Source organism: Parasphingomonas caseinilytica, from assembly GCF_036663755.1.
GTDB lineage: Bacteria > Pseudomonadota > Alphaproteobacteria > Sphingomonadales > Sphingomonadaceae > Sphingomonas.
In genome coordinates, this window is sequence record NZ_JAXOJL010000001.1 from 1,194,327 (window position 1) to 1,208,859 (window position 14,533).

13 protein-coding genes are annotated in these 14,533 nt (G+C 64.7%); 5 read left to right on the forward strand and 8 right to left on the reverse strand.

The genetic code is table 11. From position 1 onward, the window contains the following. Positions 1 to 48: 48 nt before the first annotated feature. The gene (locus U1738_RS05700) at positions 49 to 1,245 is read right to left on the reverse strand and encodes a dipeptidase (RefSeq protein ID WP_332788040.1); all 1,197 of its coding nucleotides are present in this window, start codon (positions 1,243 to 1,245) and stop codon (positions 49 to 51) included. A 306-nt stretch (positions 1,246 to 1,551) separates the two neighbouring features. On the opposite strand from U1738_RS05700, the gene U1738_RS05705 reads away from it, so the two are divergent. The 5 genes from U1738_RS05705 to U1738_RS05725 are packed head-to-tail and all read left to right on the forward strand — an operon-like array spanning position 1,552 to position 5,692. Then, positions 1,552 to 2,457 (forward strand): ATP-grasp domain-containing protein, encoded by a 906-nt coding sequence (locus U1738_RS05705; RefSeq protein ID WP_332788041.1) that lies wholly within the window; start codon positions 1,552 to 1,554, stop codon positions 2,455 to 2,457. Continuing rightward, positions 2,457 to 3,473, forward strand: a complete 1,017-nt coding sequence (locus U1738_RS05710; RefSeq protein ID WP_332788042.1) for an LLM class flavin-dependent oxidoreductase — start codon at positions 2,457 to 2,459, stop codon at positions 3,471 to 3,473. The genes U1738_RS05705 and U1738_RS05710 overlap by 1 nt, the downstream gene beginning before the upstream one ends. Then, a complete protein-coding gene (locus U1738_RS05715) occupies positions 3,470 to 4,204 on the forward strand; it encodes a methionine ABC transporter ATP-binding protein (protein WP_332788043.1) in 735 nt (244 codons plus the stop codon). Before U1738_RS05710 ends, U1738_RS05715 begins: the two co-directional genes overlap by 4 nt. 10 nt (positions 4,205 to 4,214) lie before the next feature. Then, positions 4,215 to 4,880, forward strand: a complete 666-nt coding sequence (locus tag U1738_RS05720) for a methionine ABC transporter permease (protein WP_332788044.1) — start codon at positions 4,215 to 4,217, stop codon at positions 4,878 to 4,880. Positions 4,881 to 4,894: 14 nt separating this feature from the next. Continuing rightward, positions 4,895 to 5,692 (forward strand): MetQ/NlpA family ABC transporter substrate-binding protein, encoded by a 798-nt coding sequence (locus U1738_RS05725; protein WP_332788045.1) that lies wholly within the window; start codon positions 4,895 to 4,897, stop codon positions 5,690 to 5,692. A gap of 347 nt (positions 5,693 to 6,039) precedes the next feature. On the opposite strand, the gene U1738_RS05730 is transcribed toward U1738_RS05725, so the two are convergent. From U1738_RS05730 to arsC, 7 genes are all read right to left on the reverse strand, one after another. Continuing rightward, positions 6,040 to 6,939, reverse strand: a complete 900-nt coding sequence (locus tag U1738_RS05730) for an alpha/beta hydrolase (protein ID WP_332788046.1) — start codon at positions 6,937 to 6,939, stop codon at positions 6,040 to 6,042. 41 nt (positions 6,940 to 6,980) lie between these two features. Further along, complete coding sequence (locus U1738_RS05735; RefSeq protein ID WP_332788047.1) at positions 6,981 to 9,128, reverse strand: TonB-dependent siderophore receptor; 2,148 nt, start codon at positions 9,126 to 9,128, stop codon at positions 6,981 to 6,983. After that, on the reverse strand, positions 9,128 to 11,494 hold the full coding sequence (locus U1738_RS05740) for a TonB-dependent receptor (RefSeq protein ID WP_332788048.1): 2,367 nt from the start codon (positions 11,492 to 11,494) through the stop codon (positions 9,128 to 9,130). The genes U1738_RS05735 and U1738_RS05740 overlap by 1 nt, the downstream gene beginning before the upstream one ends. Before the next feature lie 83 nt (positions 11,495 to 11,577). Then, the gene (locus U1738_RS05745; RefSeq protein WP_332788049.1) at positions 11,578 to 11,988 is read right to left on the reverse strand and encodes a DUF2946 family protein; all 411 of its coding nucleotides are present in this window, start codon (positions 11,986 to 11,988) and stop codon (positions 11,578 to 11,580) included. Between the two features lie 87 nt (positions 11,989 to 12,075). Next, entirely contained in the window at positions 12,076 to 12,819 is a 744-nt protein-coding gene (gene arsH, locus U1738_RS05750; RefSeq protein WP_332788050.1) for an arsenical resistance protein ArsH, read from the reverse strand. Continuing rightward, a complete protein-coding gene (locus U1738_RS05755; RefSeq protein WP_332788051.1) occupies positions 12,819 to 14,102 on the reverse strand; it encodes an arsenic transporter in 1,284 nt (427 codons plus the stop codon). Before U1738_RS05755 ends, arsH begins: the two co-directional genes overlap by 1 nt. After that, positions 14,102 to 14,530, reverse strand: coding sequence for an arsenate reductase (glutaredoxin) (gene arsC, locus U1738_RS05760; RefSeq protein ID WP_332788052.1), 429 nt, complete (start codon positions 14,528 to 14,530; stop codon positions 14,102 to 14,104). Before arsC ends, U1738_RS05755 begins: the two co-directional genes overlap by 1 nt. Positions 14,531 to 14,533 lie beyond the last annotated feature (3 nt).

The window sequence follows — 14,533 nt, forward strand, 5'->3', positions numbered from 1 at the left end:
AAGAACACGCCAGCGCCGAGGATGTGTTGATCATCCAACGGCGGCCGGTCATTTCGCCGGCCGGTAACTCCGATCATGCGCATCGATCGCCGCCTGCCAGACGCGCAACACATTACCGCCCCACAGCTTCGCAATCTGGTCTGGCGTGTAGCCCCGCCCCTTCAGTTCGGCGGTGACATTGCCCGTCTCCCCGACGTTCGACCACCCATTCACGCCGCCGCCATGGTTGAAATCGGACGACAAGGCGACATGGTCGATGCCAATCCGTTTTACGGTATAATCCACCGCATCGATCAGATCCTTGAGATTCGCCTTCGGTTCGCGCCCGACGATGTCGTGATACCGGTGATCATAATCCACCTGACGCTCGGGCGATATCGGCGGCCCGCCCGGCGATATACCGAACTCGCGCTGCAGCGCAGCCACCGCCGCCAGAGTCTCCGGGCTGCGCGCCCGCAGATAGGCGCTGAACGCGTTGATTGCGATCACGCCGTTCCTGGCCTTGAGCTCGTCGAGCTGCGCACCGCCGAGGTTGCGTCCGTTATCGACCAGCGCACGCACGTCGGAATGGCTGGCGATCACCGGCGCGCGGCTGAGCGCCAGCACCTGATCGAACGCCGTGTCAGACAGTTGCGAAACATCAATCAGCACGCCCAGATCGTTCAGTCTCTTTACCGCTGCCTTGCCGAGCGGCGACAGCCCGTGATGTTCCGCGCGGGCATCGCCAAGTTGCAGGGCCGGCCGCGAGGAATCCGCGAACTGATTGTGCCCGGCGTGGACGAAGCCGAAGATGCGTACGCCACGCCCGTACCACCGATCGATCGCATTCAGATCGTCGCCGAGCGGCCAGGCGTTGAGCAGGCTTTCTACCACCGCGAATTTTCCGCTCGCGACGATCTTGCGGACATCGCCAGGCGACAATGCGCGGGCTGCCAGACCGGGATTGCGTTCTGCGATCGCATGGATCGCCGCGTCACGCCGGAGCAGCGTCGCCTGTGCCGCCGCCAGCGACACGGCATCGCGCGTTCCCTGCGGCACGAAGGCAGCGATTGAGGCGACGGTCAGCCCGCCTCTGCGCGCCTTTTCCAGATCGAATTGCGATGTCGGATCGGACAGGCCGGTCCACCCCGCATCGCTGGCCGTTTTGGGCAGATCAAGGTGAGGGTCGAACACAATTGTCTGCGCGGCCAGCGGCGTGGTGGCGAGCAGGGTACCCAGCAGAAGAAACGCGTGACGCATTGTCATGTCCTTTCAGCGACGTCCGGGATCGCCGCAGGGAACACGGCCGCGCGCTTCGTCATTGGCGATGCGGTCGTCGTAGTCTTGCCATGCGGTGGTCGATCCTCGTAATCGGCATCCGAGCTAAATCTCTACCGATCCGATGGGATATTCAAATGCGTGTGGCTTTGACGCGATGAAGATTTGCTTCTGCGGTCGGACGCGCTTGAAATGGTGCGAGAAAACCAATTCTTGGCCCGCTCCAAGCGTTAACGGCATAGTGCGCGCAACCGATTCCGTGGCAGGCGCGGATTTTCCGAAAGTCGAGATATCGTGACCGATCTGGCCCTGCTCTACGAACACCCCGCCTGGTTCACGCCGTTGTTCGCGGCGCTGGACCGGCGCGGGATCGATTATACCGCGCTCCGGCCCGACGGGTATTTCGATCCGGCCGATCGCACGCCTCCGGCCCGGATCGTGTTCAACCGGATCGCGATGTCGAGCTTCCTGCGAAGTGACGAACATCCGATCTTCCACGCCATCGCCCTCCTCGATCACTGGCGTCGCGCCGGTGCGCGGGTGATCAACGGGCCGGAGGTGCTGGCGATCGATTCCTCCAAGGCGCGGCAATTGTCGCTGATCGCCGGTCTGGGCCTCGCCATTCCGGCGACCCGGGTCGTGCACCGGGCCGTCGATGTCGAGGACGCGGCGGCGACCTTGTCGTTGCCGCTGGTGGTGAAGGCCAATATCGGCGGATCGGGCGCGGGCATCGTCCGCTACGATTCGATCGACGAGTTGCGTGCTGCGATCGCCGACCGGGCCCTGCCGACCAGCGTCGACGGCGTCCTGCTCGTGCAGGATTACGTGCCGGCCCGCAACGGCACGGTCACGCGGATCGAGACGCTGGATCGTGCCTATCTCTACGCACTCGACATCGCCGGCGGCGGCACGTTCGACCTGTGCCCGGCGGATGTCTGCCAAGTGCCCGGCGCGCCGATCCCGATGGTGGCGACCGATCCGGGGCCGGAACTGCGCGCCGCCGCCGAGGCGATCGCGCGCGCGGCCGGTCTGGATGTCGGCGGGATCGAGGTGATGATCGACGATCGCGACGGTGTTCCCCGTTTCTACGACATCAACGCGCTTTCGAATTTCGTGGCGAAGCCGCTGGACGTCCTGGGATGGGATCCGCACGATCGGCTGGTCGACTATCTCGCCGCGATCATCGAGGAGGCACGCTGATGCGTTATGGCTATTGGACGCCGGTATTCGGCGGATGGCTGCGCAACGTGGCCAACGAGGGCATGGACGCGAGCTGGGATTACACCAGGCGTTTGACGCAGCGCGCCGAGCAGTTGGGCTACGATCTCACGCTGATCGCCGAACTGAACCTCAACGACATCAAGGGGATTGAACAGCCCGCACTCGACGCGTGGTCGACCGCCGCGGCGCTGGCGGCGGTGACGGAGACGATCGAACTGATGGTCGCGGTGCGGCCGAACTTCCACCATCCGGCATTGTTCGCCAAGGCCGCCGCCAATATCGATCGCATCGCTGGCGGTCGGCTCGCGCTCAACGTGGTGTCGTCGTGGTGGGCGGACGAGGCGAAGCAATACGGCCTGCAATTCGACGAGCATGACGATCGCTATGCCCGCACCGAGGAATGGCTGAAGGTGGTGGATGGCCTGTGGACCGAGGATCGGTTCAGCTTCGAAGGTCAATTCTATCGTACGCAGGATGCGATCTGCGCGCCCAAGCCGGTCAAGCGCCCCATCGTCTACGCCGGCGGCGAAAGCGAGAAGGCCAAGGCGATGATCGCGGCGCAATGCGATGCCTATGTCATGCACGGCGATCCGGTATCGGCGATCGCGCCCAAGATCGCCGACATGGCGGCGCGGCGCGCGGCAACCGGGGGTGCGCCGATGCAGTACGGCATGGCCGCCTATGCCATCGTGCGCGACAGCGAGGCGGAGGCGAAGCGCGAACTCGACCGGATCACCAATGTTACCGATTTGCCGGCCGGCTATGCCAATTTCGACCAGTGGCTGTCGGGCACGCAGCTTGAACGCGACTTCAAGATTCAGGAATATTCGGTCTCCAATCGCGGCCTGCGCCCCAATCTGGTCGGCACACCGGAACAGATCAGGCAGCGCATCGCCGATTACGAAGGCGCCGGGCTGGACCTGCTGCTGTTGCAGATGAGTCCGCAGGCCGAGGAGATGGAGCGCTTCGCCGAGCAAGTGATCGGCGCGGCGTGATCGAGTTGAACGACGTCTCGAAGACCTTCGCCGGTGCGGCGGGAGCGGCGCTCGACGGCGTGTCGCTGTCGATCGCCCGCGGCGAGGTGTTCGGGGTCATCGGCGCGTCGGGTGCCGGCAAATCCACCTTGCTCCGGTTGATCAACGCGCTGGAGTTACCGAGCGCCGGGCGGATCACCGTAGAGGGCGTGGATCTCGGCACGCTCGATCCGGCCGGATTGCGTGCGCTCCGGCGACGGATCGGCATGATCTTCCAGAATTTCGGTCTGTTGTCTTCGCGGACGGTGGCGGCAAATGTCGCCTTCCCGCTGAAGCTGGCCGGCCTGCCTGCCGCCGATCGCGATGCGAAGGTCGCCGCGCTGCTGGCGCGCGTGGGCCTGACGGACCATGCCGACAAATATCCGTCGCATATCTCCGGCGGGCAGAAGCAGCGCGTCGGCATAGCCCGGGCACTGGCGACCGATCCGGACATCCTGTTGTGCGACGAGGCGACCAGCGCGCTCGATCCCGAAACGACGCGTAGCGTGCTGACCCTGCTGCGCGAACTGAACACGGAATTGGGACTCACCATCGTGTTGATCACGCACGAAATGGCGGTCGTCCGCGCCGTCTGCGATCGGGTCGCGGTCCTGGATCGCGGGCAGGTTGTCGAAACAGGCACCGTCGCCGGCCTGTTCGCCGATGCGCGGCATCCTGCCACGCAGGCCATGCTCGCGGCGCTCGAAGCATGAGCGGCCAAGCATGAGTGGGTGGTTCGCAAACGTCGACTGGCCCGATATCGGCCGCGCATGCCTCGATACGCTGGCGATGCTCGGCGGATCGCTGGCGCTGACGATCTTGCTCGGCCTCCCGCTCGGCATCCTGCTGTATCTCACCGCCGAACGGCAGATTTCCGAGAACCGGATCGTCAACGCGGTGCTCGGCCTGATCGTCAACATCCTGCGCTCGGTGCCGTTCATCATCCTGCTGATCGTGATGATCCCGCTGACCGTCGCGCTGATCGGCACGTCGCTGGGCGTGGCGGGCGCGATCCCGCCGCTGGTCGTCGGCGCGGCACCGTTCTACGCGCGGCTGGTGGAAACCGCGCTGCGTGAGGTCGATCGCACGACGATCGAGGCAACACAGGCGATGGGGGCCACGACGCGCCAGATCGTCACCGGCGCGCTCATCCCGGAGGCGCTGCCGGGGCTGATCTCGGGCGCGACCGTCACCGCCGTCGCGCTCGTGTCGTTCACCGCGATGGCCGGCGTGGTCGGGGCCGGGGGCCTGGGCGATCTCGCGATCCGCTTCGGCTATCAACGTTTCCAGACCGACGTGATGATCGTCACCGTCACGTTGCTCGTTCTGCTCGTCCAGGCGATCCAGTTCGCGGGCGATCGCCTGACCCGCCATTATACTCGCCGCTAGTTGATAGGATTCCCATGAACCGCCGTCTGCTTCTCGCCGCCCTGCCGCTTCTCGCCATCGCCGCCTGTTCGCGCGGTGGCGCGGGCGATGCGGGCAAGACGCTGACCGTCGCCGCGACCGCCGTGCCGCATGCCGAGATCCTCGAATCGGTAAAGCCGTTGCTGGCGAAGGAGGGTGTCGATCTGCAGATCCGCGTGTTCAACGATTACGTGCAGCCCAACCTTCAGGTCGACCAGAAACAGATCGACGTGAACTACTTCCAGACCAAGCCGTATCTCGACGAATTCAACGCCGCGCGCGGCACGCATCTCGTCGCCTATGCCGGCGTGCATGTCGAACCGCTCGGGGCCTATTCGCGCAAATGGACGTCGATCTCCGATCTTCCGCAGGGTGCCAGCGTCGCCATCCCGAACGAGCCGAGCAATGGCGGCCGCGCGCTGTTGCTGTTGCAGAAGGCCGGGCTGATCCGGTTGAAGAACCCCGCCGATCCGCTGGCGACGCTCCGCGATATCGTCGGCAATCCCAAAAACCTGCAATTCAGGGAACTCGAAGCGGCCACGCTGCCGCGCGTGCTGGATCAGGTCGATCTGGCGTTGATCAACACCAATTACGCGCTGGACGCCAAGCTGAACCCGGTGCGCGACGCGTTGGTGATCGAGGATGCCAGATCACCCTATGTCAATTTCGTGGTCGGTCGCGCCGGCGGGGACATGGATCCGCGCGTCGTCAAGCTGATCGCGGCGCTGCGCAGTACAGCGACGCGCGCTTTTATCGAGACGCGTTACAAGGGCGCGGTCCTGCCTGCATTTTGAAAGGTACTTTTATCTTCGACAGCGGTGTCAGACAGACGGTGGGCCGCGTAAAGAGACATCGTTCGGCTGAAGAGCCTCCGCTCGCTCGGCTATGGCCCGGAGAAGACGTTATGCTTTGACCCAGTTGCGGTCATTCACGCGCTCCGTCTCGCTGCCGTAAACCTGCCGCCCGTTCATGTGAGCGAACTGCCCGCTTAGGCGAGCTTTACCAGCACCTCAGAACGGCTGACATTGGGGACTTACCGCCAAGCAGCTTCCAAGATCGGAACGGTCGTAAGCCGCCGTTTCCCGGTGTCACAACCGTTCGGTTGTGACACGAAGCAGTCCGTTGTAATGAAACGGTAGACCTATTCGGCTTGTTGGGCCGGTGGTGACGCAAGCCGGCGAGACTGCATCCACGAGAGGAGCTGGTCGAACCAGTGGTCGCTTGTGGTGCCTTGGCGGTGCAGGTCGAACCCATGCCCGCCGCGCTCATACAGGTGCAGTTCAGCCGCTGCACCCGCCTTCCGCCATGCGGTGTAGAGCAGCGCGGGATCGTTCGGCTGATACTCGTCGTCGGCCGCTCCCGCGATGAATGCCGGCGGAGCGCCGGTAGGCACCGGCGTGCGCAGGCCACCATAGATCAGGCCGACGAAATCCGGGCGCGACGCTACATCGCCGATCGCGAGATCCGCCGCGAGGTATGCCCCGGCCGAGAAGCCGATGACCCCAACACGTCGCGGATCGATGCTCCATTCGGACGCCCGCTGCCGGACGATCGCCATAGCCCGCGCGCCATCCTCGACCGCGTGCGGCTCGCCGGCAAAGCGCGGCATTTCGACCGGTTCGCCGGTCTTCGCCCGCGACATGACGACGCCCATCTCCTTCATATGGACGTCGGGCATTCGCATCGGCCCGTCGCCGCTCCGGATCGTGCGGTATTTCAGTACGAAGGCGGTAATGCCGCGTGCTGCCAGCGCTCGCGCGACGTCGGTGCCGCCAAAGGTGTAGCCCAGCGCTACGAATCCGCCTCCCGGCGCTACGATCACGGCGGTGCCGTTCGCATGACCGGGCGCTGGACGATACAGCTCCAGCATAGGCTCGCTGACGTCGTAGATCATCGTTTCGCCGTTCGGCAGCCGATCCCGCTTTTCGGGCACGCCGAGCGAGGGCACGCTGCCTTTCGGGTACAGCGGGATGACCGTCCCGCGGGCCGCCAGCGTCTGTGCGCTGGCGATCGTTGCCGAAGGCACAGCCGCTACAGTCATGCTTGCGAGGGCGATCGAGCGCCATACGAGGCGCGCCAAGCTCATATCCGCACCTTCAGCGTGACATAGGCCGATCGGGGCTGGTTGGGCGCGACAACCGGATAGCCGAGGTAGGAATAAGGATCGAAGGCTCGCCGCCCACCAAGGTTGACCACGGACGCGCCGAGGGTGAACCTGCCGATGTCATAGGATGCCTGCGCGTCGATCGCGGCATAGCCGGGCACCGCGATCGTGTTCGGCAGTGTCAGCTCGCGCGCGGTGAAGGCGCTGACGCCGGCCCCGAACGACAGACCCTTTGCGGGTCCATGCAGCACTCGATAGCGGGCCGCCACACGTCCGCTGCTTTTGGGCACGCGGATGAGCCTGTCGCCGGGTGCTACGCCGTCGTCGCGGGTGTCGGTATAGGCGTAATTGGCAAGGAGCGAGAAGGCCGGCGTCGGCTCCCATACCATATCGACCTCGACACCGCGCGCGCGTTGCCGACCGCTCTGGACATAGAAACCGATGTTGGCCGGATCGGCGGTGACGACATTGTCGTGTGTCTGCCGGAATACGGCGATCGTGCCGGAAAGGCCGGTGCCGGCGAGCGCGAGCTTTACGCCGCCTTCGATGTTGCTGGAGGTCTCCGGCACCGGCGTCTGCGTTCCGATGAAGCCGAAGGGCGCGCGGAACGCGGTCGCATACCCTGCAAACAACGCGACACCCTTTGCCACGTCGAAGGTCGCGCCGACCCGGGGCGATACGTGCGTGTAGGCCTTGTCGTTAGCGACGCCGATATTGCTGTTTTCGACAAACTTGAGCGAGGTTACACGCAGCCCGCCGGTCAGATGCAGGCTGCCGTAGGTCGCCTGATCCTGGATATAGCCGGCGAACGTCGTGAAGCGGTCGTCGGTGTAGGAATTGACCGGTAGCTGGGGCGTGTAGCGCAGATCGTAGCTGGGATTCGACAGATCGATCGTGCCCGAGGGGGAGTCGCTGACGAACAGGCCCATCGCACTGTAGAAGCTGGTCCAGTCGTAATTGACGCCGATAAGGAGCTTGTGCGTCCCGCCGAGCAGATCGACGTCGCCGGCCAGATTGGCATCGACGGTCGCCTCTTTCGTGCGATTGCGCATCGTGATCGGAAAGACGTCGTACAGCGGTGCGGTCGTCCCGGTTGGGAAGAGGCCGGGATAGACGAAGCTGCCCTGTTCATCGATTTTGCTCGAATAATAGCGCCCGCTGACTGTCAGTTTCAGGCGGTCGGAGAAGGCGTGGCGCAGCGTCCCCTGCCCCATGCGGATGTCGTTGGTCGTCAGCGGTTGATCGATCGGCGAGCCTGGAAAGGCGTTGCGATCGATCGTGCCGGCCAGCGCCGCATCGGCGGGAAGGCCGGAATATTCGAGATTGCTGCGACGGCTGAACTGCCCTTGGAGCAGCAAGTCTGTCGCGGGATCGATCCGGAACGAGACGCTGGGCTGGATCGACCAGCGCCGCCCGTGCACTTTGTCGATCCAGCTATCGTTGCTCTGGTACTCGCCAGCGATCCGGGCGGCGATTCCGTCAGCCAGCGGCACGTTGATGTCGCCATAGGGGTTCCAGGTCGAGAAGCTGCCGGCGCGCATCGCCAGGTAGCCGCCCGCCTTGTCGTTCGGCCGTGCGGTTTCGAGGTTGATGACCCCGCCGAGCGGTGTCCCGATGCCCCCGCCGTACAGTGTCGCGGTCGGACCCTTGAGGACGTCGATCCGCTCGATCCCGACCAGACTGTTGGGATCGTAAGCCTGCTGGTTGCCGGCGAACACCGACAAGCCATCAAGGTACACCTCGGCAGGGAAACCGCGCACGATCGGGGGGATGAAAAGCACCTCGTCCGATCGCGTTGGGGTCACGCCCGAGACGTTGACTAGCGCGTCGCCCAGCGTGCGGCGGTCCTGTTCTTGGATCAGCGTGCGTGTCAGCACCTGGACCGATTGAGGCACCTGAACCAGAGGCGTGTCGGTACGGGTAGCCGCGTTGGTATCCGGCGCAGTGTAGGTATCCCGTTGGCCCGTGACGACGATATCGCCACCTGTCCAGCTCGGCGCTGTCTCGTCTCCTGCCTCAGCAGGCAAGGAGTGCTGCTGTGCGTGCGCTATCCCAGCCATTGGCACCAAAGCGGCGAGCACGAGAGTCCGGCCCGACCGGCGGACGAATGCTGAAGTCTTGCTCATCACAATGCCTTACTCACGCGAATGCCAACGGTTCGTGGCGGGCCGACGAGGTAGGAGAAGTAGCTGGTCGCGGTCGTGTTGCCCGGCGAGGTCGTGAACTCCTGGCCATAGACCGGCACGACGTCGAACAGATTGGTGACGAACAGGTCGATCGCGATGCCGCCACGCCTGATGCCGGCGGTCGCATCCACCAGCGTGTAGGCCGGACGCGGCAATACCTCGCCTTCGCCGAAGCCGCTGTTGGTTGCGCCGACATGGCGCGCCGCGGCGAACAGATTGCCCGTCAGCCCCCGTCCGAGCGTGACGTCGTAATTGCCCCGCGCGTTCCACGTCCAGCGCGGCACGTCGAGCACGCGCGACCCAGCCGGCAGCAAGAGGTTGGGGACGGCGTTGCGGTAGGTCGCATCGATGAACGCCCCGCCTGCGGACAGATCGAGCCCATGAACAGGCGAGAGGGAAACTTCTAGCTCGCCGCCCCGACTGCGGACCCGGCCGGCATTGACCGTGAACGAGATGGTCGTTGCGTTGTTGATCCCGCACGCGGTCTGGAACGCCTGCTGATAATCCTTCCATTCGATCGCATAGGCCGCGGCGTTGATCCGCAGCCGCCCGCCCCATAGGCTGGTCTTCGCACCCACCTCGTAGTTGTCGGTTCGATCGCTATCATAAGGGGGCGGCACATCGGGAATGCCGGCAGTACGGCGTTCGGCAGCCGAGCAGATATCGTCGGTGATCGGTGCGTTGACGCCGCCGGTGCGGAAGCCCTGCGAGTAGCTGGCATAGAGGGTCGCGGCGCGGCTCGGTTCGTAACTCAACGTAAAGCGTGGTGTAACGCCGTGCTCGCGGTTGCGCTCGTCATAGTCGTAGGCGAGATCGCCGCCCGCGACACCGCCGATACCGTAACGCCGGCTCGCTTCGCGCTGACGGTAGGAGAAGACGCGAGCGCCGGCCGCCACCTTCACCTTCGGCAGGACGGCATAGGTCAGCTCGCCGAATGCCGCGATCTCGCTCTCGTGGAAGCGCACCGTAGTGTCCTGGATGACGGGCGGATTGCTAGCGCCGAGCGGCAGCGGTGCCGTGACGCCGAACAGGTCGGCGACAGTGATGGTCCGGCCGGAATCCTGATGCAGGTCGCGGTAGTAGGCGCCGACGACATATTGCAGGCGACCGGAGCCGTCCGACACCGCCCGGATCTCTTGCGTGAATTGCTTCGTGCGCCCGAAGTCCACTAGGGGGGTCGGGAAGAGCTTGCCCCCTGGCCCGGGGCCGACGATGTCCTCGATGATCGGGGAGTCGAACGCGGTGACGTCGAATGACAGCCGATTGCGTCGATCAAGGTAGGAAGAGTTGGACGACAGGGTGAAACCGCCCAGCATGTCGAACTTGTTCTCGATCAGCAGCGAGCCGATGACGAACTCGTCTTTCGCGAACGTGTCCGCATAGCGCGCCTTCAGCCGCGCCCGCTTTCCGAATGTCACGTCGCTATGGGGCCGGTCGGCGTTGCTGTAGCTGTCCTGCCAGACGAGGGACGGCGTGATCGTAAGCGTCGGCGTGGCGTTCCAGCGGAGCGCGCCCCGGACCGTACTGGTGCGCGTCCAGTTGACGTCCTTGCGCACCGCCGACGTTCCGGCGTTCTCGGTGAGGTTTTCCGTGGTCGGCCGTAGATCGTCGATCCAACCGCCTTGGCGGTCGATACCACCGGAGACGCGCAACGCCAGCGTATCGGCAACGATCGGCAGGTTGAGCATGGCCTTCGCGTTCCAGCTTGTCCCGCCATCGGTCACACTCGCGACGCTCGCCTGCCCCAGCGCAGCGACCTTGGATGCGTCGGGCTGGTTGGTGATGATACGGACCAGGCCGCCCATGTTCGACGATCCGAACAGCACGCCCTGCGGTCCGCGCAGTACCTCGACGCGCGCAACGTCGAAGAGCTGGGGGTCGGGCTGCGAGAAGCCGCGTAGCGCCCGCGTCTGGAGGGGTGTTTCGTCGAGATAGACGCCTGTCGTCGGCGACTGGACGAAGCCCACCCCGCCGATCCCGCGGATGATGTATTGCGAGTTTCCGGGACCGGTGGTCGCAAAGGCGACGCCCGGCACCGAGTCCGCAACGCGCGCGAAGTCCTGTGCATTGAGATGGCGGAGCAGGTCGGCGGACAAGGTGGTGACGCTTGCCAGGACGTCCTGAAGCGCCTGCGAGCGTTTGAGCGCGGTGACGATGATGTCGCCGCCTTGACCGCTTGCGGCGTCCTGAGGCTGGGAGACAGCCGTTGTGGGGGTTCGGTCGGGTGACGCTTCCTGGGCGGATGCGAGTGAAGCCAGCGGGAGGCATGACAAGCACACCCCCGCAAGCAGGTAAGATCGGATCATGGATATGCCTTCGACCGGCACGGCACGCGCCGGTGCCGGACCTTAAGATGCGTGGGCCGCCCGCTTGGGGCGGCGGCGATCGGTCAGAGGAAGGCGGGCGGTCCCCGCAGCGGCGGGCGCAGATAGGTCCGTCGTGCCGGTGTAGGCAGGACGATCGGCGACAGCCCGACCGCAAGGACAAACGCGATCAACGCAGCGAGCTGGATCGGATCGATGGCACCGGTCATGGCGGCTGACAGGCCGGAAAAGGCGCAGGGCATCTCTGCCTTGCCGTGATCCTTTGATTTGCCGTGATCGGCCAAGTCGCCGTGCATTCCCGGCATCCCCATCATCATCGTCGCCGGCGTAGTGCCCGAGCAGATGGTGATGGCGATCCGTCCGTGATCGTTGTCGATCATATAGCCAGTCGGCACCAGCAGCTTCAGCAGCAATGTCGCCGCGCAGATCAATACGGCAAGATGGCGTTGCGCCAGAAGATGCCGGATGGTTTGCACGGAAGCCGACTACCCGTACAGGTCGGCGGTGTCACTTGGACATTCCGCCCCGACCTATAAAGGTGTCACAATCGTTCGATTGTGACACTATACCCGATCCATTGCGATGCTCGACAGATCGGTTGTGGGGTCGATCGGCACTCCGGCTTCCTTTCGTTCGGAGTAGCGATCAACAAGCTGCGCGGTGTGCGGTCGCAGCAGGATCGTGAAGCGCACCAGTTCTTCCATTACATCGATGATCCGGTCGTAGTAGCTGGACGGTTTCATCCGGCCGGCATCGTCGAACTCGTTGAACGCCTTGGCGACCGACGACTGGTTCGGGATCGTGACCATCCGCATCCAACGGCCCAGCACGCGCAGCGTGTTGACGCTGTTGAACGACTGCGATCCGGCCGACACCTGCATGACGGCGAGCGTTCGCCCCTGCGTCGGTCGCATTCCGCCCATCGACAGGGGCAGATGATCGACTTGCAACTTCATGATGCCGGTAATCTGGCCGTGCCGCTCAGGGCTGCACCATACATGCCCCTCCGACCATATCGATAGTTCGCGCAGCTCGTGGACGGCGGGGTGATCGTCCCCCGTTACCTGATCGGGCAGCGGCAGCGTGGCGGGGTCAAAAATGCGCGTCTCGCAGCCGAAGAATTGCAGCAGGCGGGCCGCTTCCTCGACGCACAGGCGCGAAAAGGATCGCTCGCGCAGCGATCCGTAGAGCAGCAGGATGCGCGGGGGAGGATCACCGGCCCCCAACCCGAAGGCGGGACGGTCGAGCGCATAGCGGCGATCGAGCGCGGGCAGATGGTCAGGATCGGAGAGCGTGCGGAGCGGCATTACAGACTGAGCCTTATGGCGAGCGCGGCGAGTGTTACCAACAGCACCGGAATCGTCAGCGTTGCGCCGACCTTGAAGTAATAGCCCCAGCCGATCCGGATGCCCTTTTGCCCGAGGACGTGCAGCCAGAGCAGCGTCGCGAGCGAGCCGATCGGCGTGATCTTCGGCCCGAGGTCGCAACCGATCACGTTGGCGTAGATCATCGCTTCCTTGATCGCGCCCGTGGCGTGGGTCGCGTCGATCGACAGCGCCCCCACCAGGACGGTCGGCATGTTGTTCATCACCGACGACAGCAGCGCGGCGATAATCCCGGTCCCGAACGCTGCACCCCACACACCGCCTTGCGCGGTACGATCGAGCAGGCCGGCTAGGTGGTCGGTCAGGCCAGCATTCCGCAGGCCGTAGACGACCAGGTACATGCCGAGCGAGAAGATCACGACCTGCCACGGTGCGCCGGCCAGCACCTTGCGGGTCTGGATAACGTGTCCGCGCGCGGCGATGATGAGCAGGAGGACCGCGCCGGTAGCGGCCACGGCGCTGACCGGCACGCCGAGGGGTTCGAGCAGAAAGAAGCCGGCGAGCAGCAGGGCAAGAACGACCCAGCCTGCCTTGAACGTGGCATGGTCGCGGATCGCATCACTGGGCGTGCGGAGCTGCGCCACATCGTAATTCGCCGGTATGTCACGGCGGAAGAACAGTAGCAGCGCGATCAGCGTCGCGGCGATCGACGCCAGATCGACCGGCACCATCACCGAGGCATAATCGGCAAAGCCGATCCGGAAGAAGTCGGCCGACACGATGTTGACGAGGTTGGAGACGATCAGCGGCAGACTGGCGGTATCGGCAATGAATCCGGCAGCCATGACGAACGCCAGCGTCGCCTTGTCCTTGTATCCCAGCGCGCGCAGCATCGCGATTACGATCGGCGTCAGGATCAGCGCTGCGCCATCATTGGCGAACAGCGCCGACACAGCCGCGCCGAGCATCACGATCAGCACGAACAGCCGGCGACCATGCCCCCGGCCCCAGCGCGCGACATGGAGCGCCGCCCATTCGAAGAACCCGGCTTCATCAAGCAACAGGCTGACGATGATGATCGCGACGAACGTCGCGGTCGCGTTCCAGATGATACCCCACACTACCGGCACGTCGGAGAGCGAGACGACCCCGACGAGCAGGGCGATCACCGCTCCCCCCAGTGCGCTCCAACCAATGCCCAACCCTTTGGGTTGCCAGACGACGAGCGCGATCGTGGCGACGAAGATAGCGAGCGCGAGCAGCATCAGGCGATGCGCTGACCCGAGGCATCCACGACCTTTTCGCCGTCTTCCTTGGCAAACGCGCCCTGTTGCGGCTCGGGCAGCAGATCGAGGACCGCTTCGGAAGGTCGGCACAGCTTCACGCCGAGCGGCGAGACGACCAGCGGTCGGTTGATGAGGACCGGATGCGCCACCATCGCATCCACCAGCGCGTCGTCGGACAGCGACGTGACGCTCAGGCCCAGCTCCGCATAAGGCGTGCCCTTCTCACGCAGCAGATCGCGGGGTGTGATCCCGGCGCGATCGATCAGCTCGACCAGCAGCGCGCGCGAGGGCGGCGTCTTCAGATATTCGATGACTTGCGGCTCGATGCCGGCATTGCGGATCATCGCCAGCGTGTTGCGCGACGTGCCGCACTCGGGGTTGTGATAGATCACGATATCGACGGCCACGGG

Coding starts and splice junctions, on each gene's coding strand:
- U1738_RS05725 (WP_332788045.1), top strand. CDS start 4,895: ATGAACCGCCGTCTGCTTCTCGCCGCCCTGCCGCTTCTCGCCATCGCC.
- U1738_RS05740 (WP_332788048.1), bottom strand. CDS start 11,494: ATGATCCGATCTTACCTGCTTGCGGGGGTGTGCTTGTCATGCCTCCCG.
- U1738_RS05735 (WP_332788047.1), bottom strand. CDS start 9,128: ATGAGCAAGACTTCAGCATTCGTCCGCCGGTCGGGCCGGACTCTCGTG.
- U1738_RS05730 (WP_332788046.1), bottom strand. CDS start 6,939: ATGACTGTAGCGGCTGTGCCTTCGGCAACGATCGCCAGCGCACAGACG.
- U1738_RS05755 (WP_332788051.1), bottom strand. CDS start 14,102: ATGCTGCTCGCGCTCGCTATCTTCGTCGCCACGATCGCGCTCGTCGTC.
- U1738_RS05710 (WP_332788042.1), top strand. CDS start 2,457: ATGCGTTATGGCTATTGGACGCCGGTATTCGGCGGATGGCTGCGCAAC.
- U1738_RS05700 (WP_332788040.1), bottom strand. CDS start 1,245: ATGACAATGCGTCACGCGTTTCTTCTGCTGGGTACCCTGCTCGCCACC.
- arsH (WP_332788050.1), bottom strand. CDS start 12,819: ATGCCGCTCCGCACGCTCTCCGATCCTGACCATCTGCCCGCGCTCGAT.
- U1738_RS05720 (WP_332788044.1), top strand. CDS start 4,215: ATGAGTGGGTGGTTCGCAAACGTCGACTGGCCCGATATCGGCCGCGCA.